The sequence below is a fragment of the Bradyrhizobium ferriligni genome (assembly GCF_056837965.1).
Genome location: NZ_JBXEJO010000053.1, coordinates 22,595 through 35,519 on the forward strand (window position 1 = coordinate 22,595; position 12,925 = coordinate 35,519).

The 12,925-nt window shown below is 64.5% G+C and carries 22 protein-coding genes; 8 read left to right on the forward strand and 14 right to left on the reverse strand.

Going from position 1 to position 12,925, the window contains the following annotated elements:
- Positions 1 to 48: 48 nt before the first annotated feature.
- Positions 49 to 333, reverse strand: a complete 285-nt coding sequence (locus AC1VNY_RS28220; RefSeq protein WP_016843728.1) for a hypothetical protein — start codon at positions 331 to 333, stop codon at positions 49 to 51.
- Between the two features lie 236 nt (positions 334 to 569).
- Positions 570 to 875 (reverse strand): hypothetical protein, encoded by a 306-nt coding sequence (locus tag AC1VNY_RS28225; RefSeq protein ID WP_016843729.1) that lies wholly within the window; start codon positions 873 to 875, stop codon positions 570 to 572.
- Positions 876 to 1,253: 378 nt separating this feature from the next.
- Here AC1VNY_RS28225 and AC1VNY_RS28230 point away from each other — a divergent pair, with 378 nt between their 5' ends.
- Entirely contained in the window at positions 1,254 to 1,526 is a 273-nt protein-coding gene (locus AC1VNY_RS28230) for a (2Fe-2S)-binding protein (protein WP_016843730.1), read from the forward strand.
- A 132-nt stretch (positions 1,527 to 1,658) separates the two neighbouring features.
- Entirely contained in the window at positions 1,659 to 2,147 is a 489-nt protein-coding gene (bfr, locus tag AC1VNY_RS28235; RefSeq protein WP_026193251.1) for a bacterioferritin, read from the forward strand.
- A gap of 99 nt (positions 2,148 to 2,246) precedes the next feature.
- Here the strand turns inward: bfr and AC1VNY_RS28240 are convergent, their stop codons facing one another.
- The 5 genes from AC1VNY_RS28240 to AC1VNY_RS28260 form a co-directional block, all read right to left on the reverse strand.
- Complete coding sequence (locus AC1VNY_RS28240; RefSeq protein WP_038386083.1) at positions 2,247 to 2,669, reverse strand: hypothetical protein; 423 nt, start codon at positions 2,667 to 2,669, stop codon at positions 2,247 to 2,249.
- 188 nt (positions 2,670 to 2,857) lie between these two features.
- A complete protein-coding gene (locus AC1VNY_RS28245) occupies positions 2,858 to 3,211 on the reverse strand; it encodes a hypothetical protein (RefSeq protein WP_482407647.1) in 354 nt (117 codons plus the stop codon).
- Positions 3,212 to 3,365: 154 nt separating this feature from the next.
- On the reverse strand, positions 3,366 to 3,713 hold the full coding sequence (locus AC1VNY_RS28250; protein WP_482407648.1) for an MmcQ/YjbR family DNA-binding protein: 348 nt from the start codon (positions 3,711 to 3,713) through the stop codon (positions 3,366 to 3,368).
- Positions 3,714 to 3,730: 17 nt separating this feature from the next.
- A complete protein-coding gene (locus AC1VNY_RS28255) occupies positions 3,731 to 4,786 on the reverse strand; it encodes an alpha/beta fold hydrolase (protein WP_482407649.1) in 1,056 nt (351 codons plus the stop codon).
- A 110-nt stretch (positions 4,787 to 4,896) separates the two neighbouring features.
- The gene (locus AC1VNY_RS28260; protein ID WP_482407650.1) at positions 4,897 to 5,298 is read right to left on the reverse strand and encodes a nuclear transport factor 2 family protein; all 402 of its coding nucleotides are present in this window, start codon (positions 5,296 to 5,298) and stop codon (positions 4,897 to 4,899) included.
- A 139-nt stretch (positions 5,299 to 5,437) separates the two neighbouring features.
- On the opposite strand from AC1VNY_RS28260, the gene AC1VNY_RS28265 reads away from it, so the two are divergent.
- Entirely contained in the window at positions 5,438 to 6,121 is a 684-nt protein-coding gene (locus AC1VNY_RS28265) for an ArsR/SmtB family transcription factor (protein ID WP_482407651.1), read from the forward strand.
- A gap of 15 nt (positions 6,122 to 6,136) precedes the next feature.
- On the opposite strand, the gene AC1VNY_RS28270 is transcribed toward AC1VNY_RS28265, so the two are convergent.
- Complete coding sequence (locus AC1VNY_RS28270; RefSeq protein ID WP_016840968.1) at positions 6,137 to 6,382, reverse strand: DUF2188 domain-containing protein; 246 nt, start codon at positions 6,380 to 6,382, stop codon at positions 6,137 to 6,139.
- 119 nt (positions 6,383 to 6,501) lie between these two features.
- On the opposite strand from AC1VNY_RS28270, the gene AC1VNY_RS28275 reads away from it, so the two are divergent.
- Together AC1VNY_RS28275 and AC1VNY_RS28280 are read left to right on the forward strand one after the other, a co-directional pair.
- Positions 6,502 to 6,768, forward strand: a complete 267-nt coding sequence (locus AC1VNY_RS28275; RefSeq protein ID WP_482407652.1) for a DUF2277 domain-containing protein — start codon at positions 6,502 to 6,504, stop codon at positions 6,766 to 6,768.
- 85 nt (positions 6,769 to 6,853) lie between these two features.
- A complete protein-coding gene (locus AC1VNY_RS28280) occupies positions 6,854 to 7,081 on the forward strand; it encodes a hypothetical protein (RefSeq protein WP_482407653.1) in 228 nt (75 codons plus the stop codon).
- A 54-nt stretch (positions 7,082 to 7,135) separates the two neighbouring features.
- Here the strand turns inward: AC1VNY_RS28280 and AC1VNY_RS28285 are convergent, their stop codons facing one another.
- Positions 7,136 to 7,663 (reverse strand): collagen-like protein, encoded by a 528-nt coding sequence (locus AC1VNY_RS28285; protein ID WP_482407654.1) that lies wholly within the window; start codon positions 7,661 to 7,663, stop codon positions 7,136 to 7,138.
- Between the two features lie 130 nt (positions 7,664 to 7,793).
- Here AC1VNY_RS28285 and AC1VNY_RS28290 point away from each other — a divergent pair, with 130 nt between their 5' ends.
- Positions 7,794 to 8,789, forward strand: a complete 996-nt coding sequence (locus tag AC1VNY_RS28290) for a GNAT family N-acetyltransferase (RefSeq protein WP_482407655.1) — start codon at positions 7,794 to 7,796, stop codon at positions 8,787 to 8,789.
- 13 nt (positions 8,790 to 8,802) lie between these two features.
- Here the strand turns inward: AC1VNY_RS28290 and AC1VNY_RS28295 are convergent, their stop codons facing one another.
- Together AC1VNY_RS28295 and AC1VNY_RS28300 are read right to left on the reverse strand one after the other, a co-directional pair.
- On the reverse strand, positions 8,803 to 9,063 hold the full coding sequence (locus tag AC1VNY_RS28295) for a helix-turn-helix domain-containing protein (RefSeq protein WP_016840962.1): 261 nt from the start codon (positions 9,061 to 9,063) through the stop codon (positions 8,803 to 8,805).
- 169 nt (positions 9,064 to 9,232) lie between these two features.
- Positions 9,233 to 10,000 (reverse strand): SDR family NAD(P)-dependent oxidoreductase, encoded by a 768-nt coding sequence (locus AC1VNY_RS28300; protein ID WP_482407656.1) that lies wholly within the window; start codon positions 9,998 to 10,000, stop codon positions 9,233 to 9,235.
- 127 nt (positions 10,001 to 10,127) lie between these two features.
- Here AC1VNY_RS28300 and AC1VNY_RS28305 point away from each other — a divergent pair, with 127 nt between their 5' ends.
- Complete coding sequence (locus AC1VNY_RS28305; RefSeq protein WP_482407657.1) at positions 10,128 to 10,601, forward strand: hypothetical protein; 474 nt, start codon at positions 10,128 to 10,130, stop codon at positions 10,599 to 10,601.
- Positions 10,602 to 10,690: 89 nt separating this feature from the next.
- Here the strand turns inward: AC1VNY_RS28305 and AC1VNY_RS28310 are convergent, their stop codons facing one another.
- Positions 10,691 to 10,945: a hypothetical protein gene (locus AC1VNY_RS28310; protein WP_482407658.1), complete on the reverse strand. Its 255-nt coding sequence runs from the start codon at positions 10,943 to 10,945 to the stop codon at positions 10,691 to 10,693.
- Between the two features lie 274 nt (positions 10,946 to 11,219).
- Here AC1VNY_RS28310 and AC1VNY_RS28315 point away from each other — a divergent pair, with 274 nt between their 5' ends.
- Positions 11,220 to 11,660, forward strand: coding sequence for a hypothetical protein (locus AC1VNY_RS28315; RefSeq protein WP_028343003.1), 441 nt, complete (start codon positions 11,220 to 11,222; stop codon positions 11,658 to 11,660).
- A gap of 223 nt (positions 11,661 to 11,883) precedes the next feature.
- On the opposite strand, the gene AC1VNY_RS28320 is transcribed toward AC1VNY_RS28315, so the two are convergent.
- A complete protein-coding gene (locus AC1VNY_RS28320) occupies positions 11,884 to 12,465 on the reverse strand; it encodes a GDP-mannose pyrophosphatase (RefSeq protein WP_482407659.1) in 582 nt (193 codons plus the stop codon).
- Positions 12,466 to 12,484: 19 nt separating this feature from the next.
- Entirely contained in the window at positions 12,485 to 12,922 is a 438-nt protein-coding gene (locus AC1VNY_RS28325) for a GNAT family acetyltransferase (RefSeq protein ID WP_482407660.1), read from the reverse strand.
- Between the last annotated feature and the right edge of the window lie 3 nt (positions 12,923 to 12,925).

The following is a 12,925-nucleotide window of genomic DNA, read 5'->3' on the forward strand; positions in this document are numbered from 1 at the left end:
GCCGCGAGGCCGGGTTTTCGAGCGTGATGCTGAAAGCGTGTCGGTCGATCAGTCGCAAACCTGGATGCGACGGAAGCGCCAGCCGTAGCCGTCCCAGAAGCGCTCGCGAACCATGCGGCACGGGGCCTCTTCGACGTAAACCGGCGCCGGTGCGACATAGACCGGGGCGGGGCGAGCGCCCGCGATCGCGCCGCCCAGCAGGGCGCCGCCGATCAGGCCGCCGGCAACGCCGGCCGCGACGGCGCCGCCGTCACCAGCCTTGGCAGCCGGAGCAACGGCCAGCGAACCGGCAATCGTGGTAACGGCGACAAGGGCAGCTAAAGTCTTCTTCATGTCTTTGGCTCTCCTGGAAGGTGGTGGCGTCGTGGTTCGGCGCCGGGTTGAGGTGACTCGCACGCTGATCTCGAACTGCTGTCTTGCTAAACAGCGCAGAACAGTCAACCGAAAGTAAACGTCCGCAGGCTGATCGCGCAGAAAAGCGGTTTTTTCTGGCCATCTACAGCAGATGTCCCGGAGAAACAGTCGGTTTTCCGGGACAACTGGTTCGATTTAATCGAGATGAACGGCGATCAATCGCAAACGCGGACGCTGCGAACGCGCCAGGTGTAGCCGTCCCAGAACCGCTGGCGCTGCCAGAAGCAGTCGGGGCCGTAGCCGGGTTCGGCGACATAGGCCGGGCCGGGCGCATAGTAGCCGTATCCGGGACCGTAATAGCGGTTCTGCGATGCGATCGCGCCACCGACGATGGCGCCACCGATCAATCCCGCAGCGACGCCGGCGGCGACACCGCGTTGTGCCTGGGCGGGGGCGGGCACCGCCACAGTCGAAGCCGCCACAGCGGCAACGGCGCAAAGCGCCAGCAATGTCTTCTTCATGGCCTCACCTTTCTCACGGCAGCAGGGACAGCGTGCATTGGCGATCTGTCTCGCCGGAGGGTTCCATATTCAGCTTGAATGATCAATGAACGACGCTGCCGCATTCGCGACCAAATGCTTGCAGCTTTTGGAATATCTTGCAACGCACAAGCCCGATAGCACCCAGCGAGGCGCGTGCTCATGGCGGTCGGCGGCGAAGAAAATCGCTTATTGGCCCGCCACCCCGCGGGTTCGAACTCCGACCGATTTAGACTCATTCCAATATGAATCCCGCATCAGTTTGGAATTGCTACAAAAACTGCTTTTTCCTTTTGCATCGCGCGGGAGCCGACAATATCCATACTGGGAAGCATCACCGTTGGACCCCGCCTTGCTCCGATGATTGTCTGTTCCTGTAACGTCCTCAGCGACCACGATGTCCGCAATGCCGTCAATGGCGGTGGGTCCGTGACACGAAATGCCAAGCAGGTGTACGGCTGCCTCGGCTGCAGTGCCGAATGCGGCCGCTGCGCGCGCACCATCAAGGCGATCATCGACGAGGCGCTCGGTCCCTGCGCCAAGGCCTGCTGCTCCGGCTGCCCCCACAGCGGCCATCCGCACGCCGCGAACGAGGACGCCGAGCCGGCCGAATTCGCGCTCGCGGCCTGCTGATTTCACCAAATCCCTCCGAATCCGGTTATCCAGGCGCCGCTTCTGCGAAGGGTTGCTCTTGCCGGTAATCTGATTTAGAAGCATTCTAAATTCAGCGTCGGCCAAGGTTGGCCGCGACAGGTGGAGTGGATCATGCAAGGCGACCCGAAGGTCATCGATTATCTGAACAAGGGGCTGCGCAGCGAACTGACCGCCATCAATCAATACTGGCTGCACTATCGGATGCTCAACAATTGGGGCCTCCTGGAGATGGCCAAGGTCTGGCGCAAGGAGTCCATCGAGGAGATGGAGCACGCCGACAAGTTCGTCGATCGCATCCTCTTTCTCGACGGCTTCCCGAACCTGCAGGTGCTCGATCCCCTGAAGATCGGCCAGGACGTCAAGGAGATCATCGAGTGTGACCTCGCCGCCGAGATCGGCGCCCGCACGCTCTACCAGGAGGCGGCGACCTACTGCCACGGCGTCAAGGACTATGTCAGCCGCGACCTGTTCGAGCAGCTAATGAAGGATGAGGAAGACCACATCGACTTCCTCGAGACCCAGCTCGACCTGATCAAGCGCATCGGCCTTGAGCTCTATACCCAGAAGCACGTCGGTCATCTGAAGGGCGAGGATTCCTGACCGGCTGTCTGTCGGCGCGCTGAGCGTCGGCCAAAATACGAGAGGCCGTCCTTGCGGGCGGCCTCTTTGTTTTTGCGATTCTGATTGGGGCGAAGCTTCTCAGTAGCACCGCGTGATGTTGACGGTGCGGTCGCCGCCGCGTCCGGGCACCGTGACGCTCTCGGTGGGGCAGCTCGACACATAGGGACGATCCGACGGCACCACGGCCGGCGGATAGCGGTGCGCCCAATCCCACGGCACGTCCTGGGTGTAGGTGTAGCGGACGTCGTTCGAGACCGGCGGCGGGACCTCGGCGGCGAAGGGAACGCTCGCCGCACCATCATAATATCCCCCCGCGTCCGGCAACACGATGCCGGGCACCCGCACATGATGGCGGAAGGCTGGGTGATGCGAGGAGAACGTGCCGCGCGCCGCGGATCCGGATCTCGCATAGGTTTCGGTCGGAGAAGCAAGCAGCAGCGCTGCAACGCCAAGGGAAGCCATCAGTGACGCCATCAGCGTCCCATATGTTCGATACGCCATTCTTCGAAGAGCCATGGCACGCACCAACTCGCGGTTACGGAGCATTTCTGCAGACGCTAGGCCGCGCCTCATGGCGCCCGCAAACTCATCCTTAATTATTGGTTAAAAAGTAAGGTTAACAGAGAGTAACTGTTTCAAATTGACGCGATCTCGCGCGCGGGGCTTCCCGCGCAGGCGGCGGGCGCCGTTCAGACAGCATCCGCCGGAACAAAGCAGCTGATGATGATGCTGCCGCGGTGGTGCACGTACCACACCACGGCCTCGCCGACCGGGTTGCCGCGATCGCGGATCACGGCGCGCTCTGGCACCATCATCCACTCGCCCTCGATAGGCACCCAATAGGCGCCGCCCCGAACGTCGTAGCTGGTGCGATGGCCGTCGGAGATGTCGCAGCACGGCACGCCATTCGGCGCGATCACGCTCTTGAACCACGCGCGGATATCGGGCGCCACGTTGTCATATTGGCCGTTGTCGAATGCCAGTGCAGCGCCCGCCATCATGGCGAGCCACGCAAGCACCGCGACATGCGCGAGCCTTCGCATTGCCTTCCTCCGGCGAAAACTTCTACGTGACCCGCGCGTAGCGTCACGCGAATCCGGTGTTTGCGCGATTAGGCACGAACCGCGCGCGGGATGCATGCTCAAAGAATCAGCGAAGCCGCGCAGTCAGGCGTGATGCAGTGCGAGATGACTGCGCTCAGGATGATTGCTTCGCGTGCGCCTTCTTCGCGGGTTTCACCGCGATATTGTCCCGCGCCATGTTCAGCGCGCTGCGCAGCGTGACCTGATCGACCTTCGCGAGGCGGACATTGGTGCTGCCGCTCTTGCCCCAGCCGCCCGGCACCGGCCGGAAGACCTCCGGCTCGGCCTCGACCACCATGGCCTGCTGCTCGCGTGTCAGCTTCACCATGCCCCAATCCTGGTCAGGATAGCCGAGCGTCGCGAAGATGCGCTTGCCGACGCGGAAATCGGTTGTGCCGTGATGCGCGCCTTCAACGACCTCGGGCAGGCTGAGCGCAATGCGGCGGAAGCGATCAGCGGACATCGCCCTGACCTCGATGGCTACATCGTCGGCGCCGTCTGCAACAGTTCCTGCAATTGCCTGGCATAGAACTTCGCATCGCCGGTGGTGAGATGGCCGCGTGTCTCGCCGCTTGCCGGGATCAGATCAATCTTGCCGTTCTTGATCCGCTTCACTGCAGCTTCGGTGACGCCGGTCTCCGGCCGATTGCGTTCATCGTCGGCGGCATTGATGGCAAGCAGGGTTGCCTCGATCTTCTCCAGTCCGGCGGAGGGATCGTAGTCGTGCGAGGCCTCCCATTGATAGATGTAGTCGTTGGCATCCGCGGTGACCGGCAATGCCAGCTGGTCGTCGACCATCTTGTCGGCGCGCGCTGCGGTCGGCGCCAGCGCCTGGTAATTGAGCGTGCCGCCGGCGCTGGCGAAGCGATAGGCGGCGATGGCGTATTTCATCATCCGCGGCTGGCTGATGTAGTTGCCGCCATTGTAGTCGGGATCGTTGCGGATCGTTTCCAGCATCGTCCGCCGCAGCATCCAGTTGCGCGCCGCCATCGCGGTCGGCTGCGAGGCCATCGGCACCAGCACGTCCATCATCCGCGGATAGCGCACGCCCCAGATCCAGGTGTGCATGCCGCCCATCGAGTTGCCGATCACGAGCCGCAGATGCTTGATGCCGAGCCCCTCGGTGACCAGCCTATACTGCGCGTCGACCATGTCATTGTAGTCGTATTTCGGAAAGCTCGTCCGCATCGCGTCCGACGGCTTCGACGATTTGCCGTGCCCGATGCCGTCGGGGATGATGATGTAGTATTTCGCCGCGTCGAGCGGCTGGCCGGGGCCGAACAACTGGCCGGCAAAGGTCGGCGTCAGCATGCTGGCGGCCGAGCCGCCGGAGCCGTGCAGCACCAGCACCGGCTGTCCGGTCGGCGCGCCGACCGTGGTGTAGTGCAGCCGCAATTCCGGCATCACCTCGCCGCTGTGAAACTTGAAGTCCTTCGCGGTCCACTCGCCATCCTGCGGCGTGGGGTAATCTGCAGCCATGGCCGGTACCGACATCGAGACGAGAGCGGCCGCAAGCGCCGCACACAAACGGATCATGGTGCTTTCCCCACGCGCGGCGCATTTGTCCAGCCGCGTCAGCGCAAGCCTAGCATGACCGAAAGCATTGTCCGAGCGCTGCGCCGCGCGGCTGGCAAAGATATGTTCGGCTAGCTCTCCTTGAGCACGTTGAGTGCGTACCAGCCCCAATAGACGCGATGACGCTGGATCAGGCCGTCCTCGATCTCCATGACCTCGACGAGATCCATCTGGTCGCCGGCCGGAGACTGCCGCGGATATTCCCAGGTAAGGACGCGGCCGTCGCTGAAGAAACCCTGCTTGAAGCGCCGCCGTTGCGGCGGGTTGGTGCGGAACACGCGCGTGATGAACTCGCGCAGCGCATCGCGGCCGCGGACGATCCCGTCTTTGGTCTGCATCAAATGCTGCACCAGCGGGCTCTCGATCGAGGCGTCGGCTGCGTAGAGCGCGAGCGCTGCCTCGAGGTCCTTGTTGCCGAGCGCTTCATCCCAGAGCCTGTAGATGCGTTCCGCGTCGTTGCTGCCAGCTGTCATGATTGTTCCCTTGCGTTTGGTCGACTGCCGCCCATTTGAGCGGAAGAGGCCGCCGCGACGTTTCAGGAAAATCTGAAATGAGCTGCGCCGCACGGCGAATGCGGGTAGGACGGTTCGGCGCGATCTGGAGGACGATGCGGTGGGATCATCCCTGCAGACAGGATTTTCGCGGATCGCCGAGGCATTGGGCGATCCGGTCCGCGAGGCGATGGTCAGTGCGCTGGCCGACGGCAAGGCGTTGCCGGCGGGCGAGCTTGCTGCGGTCGCCGGCATTTCGCCGCAAGGCGCCAGCGCGCATTTGCAGAAGCTGGTCGACGCCCGCGTGCTTTCCGTGTGGGCGCAGGGCAGGTTCAGATATTACCGGATCAGGGACGACGACGTCGCGGCGCTGATCGAGAACCTCGTCGATCTTGCGGCCAAGGCCACCGTGGGGCGGCGGCGTGCGATGCCGGCCGAGCAGCTCAGGCAATCGCGCACCTGCTACCACCACCTTGCGGGTCAGCTCGGCGTGCTGTTGTCGAATGCGCTGATCCGCCGCCGCCTCGTCGTGATCGACGGCCGCGGTGGTCGCGTGACGGAGCAGGGGTTGGCCTGGTGCCGGGCCGAGGCGATCGATTTCGATCCGGCGCGGCAGCCGCATCTGCGGCTCTGCAACGACTGGACCGAGCGCGTGCCGCATCTCGCCGGTCCCTTTGCCAATGCCGTGCTGGCGCGGCTGGTCGAGATGCGCGGCGTTGCGCCGCATCGGATTCCGCGCGCATTGCGGATCACCGATCGGGGGCGGGCGTTCTTCGACCGGCTTGGCGTCCAGGTTCCGTTCTGAAGGCGACGAGGTGAACTAGCGGCCGTCCTCGACCTCGGTCTCCGGGCGGTCGTTGCCGGAGGCGGTTTCGGTCAGCCATTTGCCGTCCGACGTCTCGTACTGGATCGCCTCGGTGCGGCCGGGGACGCGCTGCTCGTTGGCGGCGCGTCGGGCAGCGGCAAGTGCCGCGGCGTGGGTAGGAAATGGTTCCGAGAACACCCCGTTGACGGTATAGGCCCAGCCGCCGTCGTGCTGGACGACCTTGTAGATCACGTGGCTCATCCGGAACCTCGCTCCACCGTGGACGATGAGACTGCCAGAATAGACCACGATGTCGTATTTTGCAGCAGCCGATCGTCTTTGAGGGAGCCGCCCCGTTGCCGCGGGCGAGGGAGACCGACATGTGCCGCAATATCAAGACGCTGTTCAACTTCGAGCCGCCCGCCACCGAGGACGAGATCCACGCCTCGGCGCTGCAGTTCGTGCGCAAACTGTCCGGCTTCAACAGGCCGTCGCACTCCAATGAGGCTGCATTCAACCTGGCGGTGGCCGAGGTCTCGACCGCCGCGCGCAAGCTCCTGATCTCGTTGCAGACCACGGCGCCGGCGCGCGATCGCGAGGTGGAGGCGGAGAAGGCGAGGGAGCGTTCGCGCCTGCGGTTTGGCTGAGGGCGGGGCGTATCGTGATGCAGATCACGGTACGGCGCCACCCGTCCGGGCATCGGTGCCGTTCACCCGATCCCGGAGCAACGCCATGAAGCCCGCCGCCCTCCTCACGTTCAGTTCAATCGCGTTCGCCTTGCTCTGGACCTGCGGCATGCTGTGGTCGAGCGGGACAATCGACCTAGCCAATGTCATCATCCTGTCGGCCTGCGGGGCGTTCGCGGGCGTTGCCTGGTACTACGCCATGCGCTGGGTCTTCCAGCTCATGCACCTCGCTCGGCCCTCCGATCCTCCGGCCAATCCGGGCGCGGAGCGGTAGGCGTCGGGTGCGACACGGACAGAGCTGGCCGTGTCGTCGCGAGGACAAGAGGGGTTACTTCTTGTCCTTCTTGCGCTGCTTCTTCTTTTTCTTGTGATCGTCGTCCTCGTCGTCATCTTCCGCGAAGTCGATGGCGTCGACGTCAAGCGCGATCGCTTCCGCTGCCGCGCGCTCGGCGGCATCGCGCTCGGCGAACTCGGCGGCTTCACGCTCCTTGGTGCGCTTGTAGTCTTCCCAGGCGTCGAAGATCATGTGCAGCCACGGCATCACCTGCTCGATCGACGGCAATTGTCCGGGCGGGCCGGCTTCACCGCGCGGGCCGGCCGGTCCCTGCGGTCCCTGTGGACCAGCTTCGCCGCGCGGACCCTGTACGCCTGTCTTGCCTTGCGCTCCCGGCTTGCCCTGGGGGCCCGCCTTCCCAACCAGTCCGGGCTTGCCCTGCGGGCCCGGCTTGCCGCGCGCACCTTCCGGCCCCGGCCGCCCCGGATGTCCTTGCGGACCGGGCCGACCCGGCTCGCCCTGACGACCCTGCGGCCCCTGCGCCCCTCGTGACCCCTGGCGGGAGATTGTCTCGTCAGCCACTGATATGCTCCGTCGCGATTTCAAGCCGCTTGTAACAGAGGTTGGATGACGGCTTCAATTCTGCCCGACGCGGCTGATGCAAGCGATCAACAGTCATAATTCGATGCGAAGATTGTGACGGGAGGACGCGTTGCGGATTTTGAACGACAGGCGCGGGGCAGTTGCAGGTGACGCAACAGGGCCGCTGACGTTCGACATCGTGGTGACGCGGCACGATCTGCGCGACGAAGCGGCGTTTCGCAACACCGGCGTCCTCGATCTGTATGCCGAGCTGTTTCCTCCGAACGAGCGCGACGCGCCCGACGACATTGTGCGCTGGGTGCTGTCAGACGATGTCGGCGAGCGACGAGAGTTCAGTGTCGGCGGTCAGAAGCTGTCATATTGTCTCGACTCGCGCTGCTTCATCCTGCGCGCGGAGGGGCGCGCGATCGGCCTCGGCTTCTTCACCTATGATCACGCAAGCGAGCTGATCTACTGCAACTATGTCGGCGTCGCGAAGGCGTGGCGCGGCGGCGGCCTGGCGCGCCGATTCTATCGCGAGATGATCGAGATGCTCGACGCGCTGTTTCCACGCAATATCGGCGTGGTGCTCGAGGTCGAGCCGTATGATCGCGATCGCCTGGAGGCGATCATCGGTGATCTCGAACGAACGGGCGTGAGGAAGCTCGCGGCGGATCAACAGACCGAGATTCGCAGATTGCTGCGTGTCGGCTGGTACGACAAGCTCGGCTATTGCTTCTTCTGCGACGCGCGCGGGATGCAGCCGCTTGAGTGTCGCTCGCCATGCCTCGACCCATCGCTATTGCCATCTGCTTGGGGCGGCGCGGAGGAAAATTATTGGTTGGCCTGGCAGTCGCGGACCGGCGCGCCCTCGGCGGAGGGCGCGCGCGCGGGTGAGCTTTGGCAAAGAGCCGTCGCTGCGATCTACGTCGAGATCCTCGCAAAATCCCTGGTCGACGACGATCCGAAGGGGCGGCGCGACTATTGGGACTATGCGACGGCGCTGGTCGCGCAGACGCTGCAACGGGCCGCGACGACCGAGGTGCGTCTCGCTCGCTGCCTCGATGCCGACGGCAGCGAACTATTGTCGCGCTGGCGGCGGCTTGCGATCGACCTGCCGATCTAGCGTCGACGTGCGGTCAGGCTGCGGCGTGCTCGCTCAGCGGCACGTCGATGCCGTCGGCCGAATATTCGCGGATCTTGTTCCGCAATGTCCGGACCGACAGCCCGAGCACGCGCGCGGCGCGGGTGCGATTGCCGTCGCAGCGCGCAAGCGTTTGCAGCACGAGCTCGCGCTCGACTTCATCGACGGTCGCGCCGATCAGCAGTGGGACGATTTCATTTGGAGCCAGCGACGGCAGCAGCGCTTCCGGCGACGGTACGGTGGACGCGTAAGACATGAACTCCTCCCGATCAACGCCCGCTTCGTCGGTGAAGCGAAGACATCGAGAACCAACTACCCCGTAGATCCACGGTGTGCCGGTTTGGTTAACAAGTCCTTAACGCGCCCCTAACTCCCTGCTCTGTAAGCAAAATACCCAGAAATCGCCACGATTGCGGTTCCATCCGTCACAATGTTCGGTACCCGCCATCGACCATCACGATCGATCCCGAGACATAGGCCGACAGGTCCGAGGCGAGGAAGATGGCGGGACCCACGATGTCCTCCGGCTTGCCGGCGCGGCCGAGCGGGGTGTGGTCCATGAAGACCTTGACGAGGTCGGGATTGGTGGCGCGCACCTTCTCGTTCAACGGCGTCTCGATGAAGCCCGGCCCGATCGCATTGACGCGCACACCATCCTTGCCGAGCTCGGCGGCCAACGCCTTGGTGAAGCCGAGCACGCCGTGCTTGGAGGCGGTATAGGCCGGCGAACTCGGCGTGCGCAGATGCACGAAGGACTGGATCGAGCCGATGTTGACGATGCGTCCCTTGTTCTTGCGCAGCGGTGCGAGGAACGAATGCGTGACGTTGAAAACGCCGGTGAGATTGATCGAGATGATGTCTTCCCAATCCTTGATCACGGTCTCGTCGGTGCCGAGCATGCCGTTGCGGCGCGCGATGCCGGCATTGTTGACCAGGATCGAGACCGGCCCGACCTTGTCGGCCACTTGCTTTGCCATCGCGACGCAGGCGTCGCGATTGGTCACGTCGAGTGTAAAGCTCTCCGCCCTGCCGCCGGCGCTCTGGATCTCCTTGGCCGCTTCCGCCGCCGCATCGCCGTTCATGTCGAGCAGCACCACGCGCGCGCCCTCGCGGCCGTAGCCCAGTGCGATGGCACGCCCGATGCCCGAGCCCGCACCGGTGATGACGGCGATGTGATTGTCGAGAAGGGCCATGGCGTTTCCTTGTTCTGATTTGTGAGCGTTGTCGACAACACTATTCAAAACTGCGCCAACCGAAACGCCAAGCCGCGTTTGCGCGTTGCTGTTATCCGGATTCGGATGACAGTTACGGACCGCGGACATGGACCCGCATATCAGACACTGGAAAGTTGCGATCGAGCGCTTTTGCGCGGCGCCGGACCCTGACTATCGCGAGATGGCCAAGATGGTCGCCGAGATCGCCACGACCGAGATCGACGAGACGCTGCGGCATGCGGCCGCACAGGTGCTGCCGATCCTGCGCCAGGCGGCGCTGAAATCGGCCGACCGCCGCACCAAGGCGATGGCGCTGCGCCGTCTCGGCATCATCGGCGACGCACTGCACATGCTGTCGGCGCCGCGGTTCGGCCGGCGCGGCCTGGCGCCGAAGGCGCTGACGCAGGAGGAGCAGTACCGGCAATTGCTCGGCCTGCCGTTCGGCCGCCGGCTCGCAGCGACCGAAGTCCAGCAGGCTTTCAAGCGCGCCGCCAAGACGGTGCATCCCGACGGCGGCGGCAACGGCGCGGCATTCCTCGAACTCGCCGCCGCGCGCGACGCCCTGATCAAGCATCACTGACGCTGGATCGCGTCACTACCTTACAGCAAAGGACGGACGCCGCGCTGTTGCCGGGTGTCCGCCCTCTTGCGTGATCGAATGGCGTTCGTTCAGAACGAGCAGGTGCCGTTGTTCAGGAGGCCGGTCTTGTAGCTGAACGCAGCATCGAAGGTCGGCAGCTCCTCGCTGACGATGGAGAAGTTCGCCGGCCACGGCGTGGTCGGGATGCTCTGATCCCAGATCTGACAGAAGCCGGTGTCCTGCCAGCGGATCAGATGATAGGGCGTGGCGCTGGCCGGGCTTGCCGCGGCAAGCACGGACACGGTGGCGGCAACGGCGGCACAGGTAATCGCAAGACGACGCATGGGAAAATCTCCGGTTTGAAAAATGAATGCTCCACGGGGCAATCCTGGAGCTCAGGGGCCGACCGCCCCGGACATGCAGTGAGTGTTGCAACCCCGGGAACAGGTTCAACACCGGTCGTGCGAAAGCGCCCGTCAGCAAATCGGCCATCGCCGTGCCAAATTGCGCTTGTTTACGCGCTTGTTACAGTCGGAGCATCGCGATTCGCAGCCGTGTCGCGACGCGCGCAAATCAACGCAAGCAAATCGACGAGAGTAGATCCTGGGGAGACCGCACATGAAATTTTCATCCACCCTTCGCGCCGCGCTGGTGGCACTGCTGGCGTTCACCGGCCTTGCGTTCTCTTCCGCCGCCCGTGCCGACAGCGGCTTCGTGACGCTCACGATCTACAAGGCCGGATGGATCATCGGCGGCTCCGGCGGCAGCGGTGTCTTGACCTTCCGCGGCCGCTCCTACCGGCTCTCCACCGGCGGCCTCGACTACGGCCTGGTATTCGGCGGCTCCAAGACCGTGCTGCGCGGCCGCGTCAGCAACATCAACCGTCCGTCCGACGTTGCCGGCGTCTACGGTGCGGCCGGCGCGGGGCTTGCCGTCGGACGCGGCGCGCGCGCGATCGTGCTGACCAATCAGAAGGGCGCGGTGTTGGAATTGACCGGACACCAGGTCGGTCTGATGGCCAACGCCGATCTGAGCGGCCTTGCGATCACGATGCGGTAGCGCGTTCGCATCCCCGTCATCCTGAGGAGCGCGTCTTCGCGCGTCTCGAAGGATGCACGGCCCGGCTGGTGGCCGATTCATCCTTCGAGGCTCGCCGAAGAGGCTCGCACCTCCAGCGACAATGGCATAGCCATTGCGCAGGGATGACGGGGACAGCTAGTCTAAAGCGTTGAGTGCGCGAAGCCGCAAGGCCGTCCCGGCACCGGCCGGGACAAAGCCGCGTTCACCTGAACAGATGCAGCGCGGCGTATTGCAGCAGCATGATGGTCTTGGCGTCGACGATGCGCCCGTCGCTGATCATGGCGAGCGCGTCGTCGATCGGGAGCTCGAGCACCTCGATGTCCTCGCCCTCGTCGGCGAGCCCGCCGCCGTCACCGATGCGCATCGCGGCGTCGTATTCGGCGACGAAGCAATGCAGCTTCTCGGTCACCGCGCCCGGAGACGTGAAAGCCTCGAACACCTTGCGCACATGCGCGAGCCGGTAGCCGATCTCTTCCTCCGCTTCGGCGCGGATGCGTGCTTCCGGCTCGGCATCGTCGAGCATGCCGGCGGCAGCCTCGATCAGGAGACCGTCATAGCCGTTGGCGAAGGCGGGGTAGCGGAACTGGCGCACCAGCACGACGCTGCGGGTCGTCAGATTGTAGGGCAACAGCGCCGCGCCGTTGCCGCGGTCGTAGACCTCGCGCACCTGGGTCTGCCATTCGCCGTTGGCGCGCCGGTAATCGAACGTCGCGCTCTTCAGCTCGTAGCGGCGCTTCGAGAGCAGCTCGACGTCCTTGACGCGGACGCGGTCGGCGATGCTCATGCGTTGATCCTCAGCCCTCTCACGGCGTCGCTTCGCGACCGTCGAGCCATTTGGCCAGCATCACCGAAGTCGATTCGTCATAGCCGAGCGATTGGTAGAACGCACCGGCCTTGGCGTTCTCCCGCCGCACCAGCAGTTGCAGCTTCGGCACGCCGGCGGCGCGCAGCCAGTCCTCGGCCGCGGCCATGATGGTGCGGCCAAGTCCCTTGCCCTGGCGGTTGGGATCGACCGCGACGTAATAGACCCAGCCGCGATGACCGTCATGGCCGACCATCGCGGTCGCGACGATCGCATCGGCGTCGCGGCCGACCAGCACGGCCGAGTTCGGTCCGCGCCGCGCCAGCGCGATGTCGGCGGCAGGATCGTTCCACGGCCGCGTCAGGCCGCAGGCCTGCCACAGCGTGACGACATCGGCGATGTCGGCGTCGGTGATCTCTGCAATGGCGAGGGAGGGCATCGT

Excerpts from the sequence above, each read along its gene's own strand:
- AC1VNY_RS28220 (WP_016843728.1), bottom strand. The coding sequence starts at position 333 with ATGAAGAAGACTTTAGCTGCCCTTGTCGCCGTTACCACGATTGCCGGT.
- AC1VNY_RS28225 (WP_016843729.1), bottom strand. The coding sequence starts at position 875 with ATGAAGAAGACATTGCTGGCGCTTTGCGCCGTTGCCGCTGTGGCGGCT.
- AC1VNY_RS28230 (WP_016843730.1), top strand. The coding sequence starts at position 1,254 with ATGATTGTCTGTTCCTGTAACGTCCTCAGCGACCACGATGTCCGCAAT.
- bfr (WP_026193251.1), top strand. The coding sequence starts at position 1,659 with ATGCAAGGCGACCCGAAGGTCATCGATTATCTGAACAAGGGGCTGCGC.
- AC1VNY_RS28240 (WP_038386083.1), bottom strand. The coding sequence starts at position 2,669 with ATGGCGTATCGAACATATGGGACGCTGATGGCGTCACTGATGGCTTCC.
- AC1VNY_RS28245 (WP_482407647.1), bottom strand. The coding sequence starts at position 3,211 with ATGCGAAGGCTCGCGCATGTCGCGGTGCTTGCGTGGCTCGCCATGATG.
- AC1VNY_RS28250 (WP_482407648.1), bottom strand. The coding sequence starts at position 3,713 with ATGTCCGCTGATCGCTTCCGCCGCATTGCGCTCAGCCTGCCCGAGGTC.
- AC1VNY_RS28255 (WP_482407649.1), bottom strand. The coding sequence starts at position 4,786 with ATGATCCGTTTGTGTGCGGCGCTTGCGGCCGCTCTCGTCTCGATGTCG.
- AC1VNY_RS28260 (WP_482407650.1), bottom strand. The coding sequence starts at position 5,298 with ATGACAGCTGGCAGCAACGACGCGGAACGCATCTACAGGCTCTGGGAT.
- AC1VNY_RS28270 (WP_016840968.1), bottom strand. The coding sequence starts at position 6,382 with ATGAGCCACGTGATCTACAAGGTCGTCCAGCACGACGGCGGCTGGGCC.
- AC1VNY_RS28275 (WP_482407652.1), top strand. The coding sequence starts at position 6,502 with ATGTGCCGCAATATCAAGACGCTGTTCAACTTCGAGCCGCCCGCCACC.
- AC1VNY_RS28280 (WP_482407653.1), top strand. The coding sequence starts at position 6,854 with ATGAAGCCCGCCGCCCTCCTCACGTTCAGTTCAATCGCGTTCGCCTTG.
- AC1VNY_RS28295 (WP_016840962.1), bottom strand. The coding sequence starts at position 9,063 with ATGTCTTACGCGTCCACCGTACCGTCGCCGGAAGCGCTGCTGCCGTCG.
- AC1VNY_RS28300 (WP_482407656.1), bottom strand. The coding sequence starts at position 10,000 with ATGGCCCTTCTCGACAATCACATCGCCGTCATCACCGGTGCGGGCTCG.
- AC1VNY_RS28305 (WP_482407657.1), top strand. The coding sequence starts at position 10,128 with ATGGACCCGCATATCAGACACTGGAAAGTTGCGATCGAGCGCTTTTGC.
- AC1VNY_RS28310 (WP_482407658.1), bottom strand. The coding sequence starts at position 10,945 with ATGCGTCGTCTTGCGATTACCTGTGCCGCCGTTGCCGCCACCGTGTCC.
- AC1VNY_RS28315 (WP_028343003.1), top strand. The coding sequence starts at position 11,220 with ATGAAATTTTCATCCACCCTTCGCGCCGCGCTGGTGGCACTGCTGGCG.
- AC1VNY_RS28320 (WP_482407659.1), bottom strand. The coding sequence starts at position 12,465 with ATGAGCATCGCCGACCGCGTCCGCGTCAAGGACGTCGAGCTGCTCTCG.
- AC1VNY_RS28325 (WP_482407660.1), bottom strand. The coding sequence starts at position 12,922 with ATGCCCTCCCTCGCCATTGCAGAGATCACCGACGCCGACATCGCCGAT.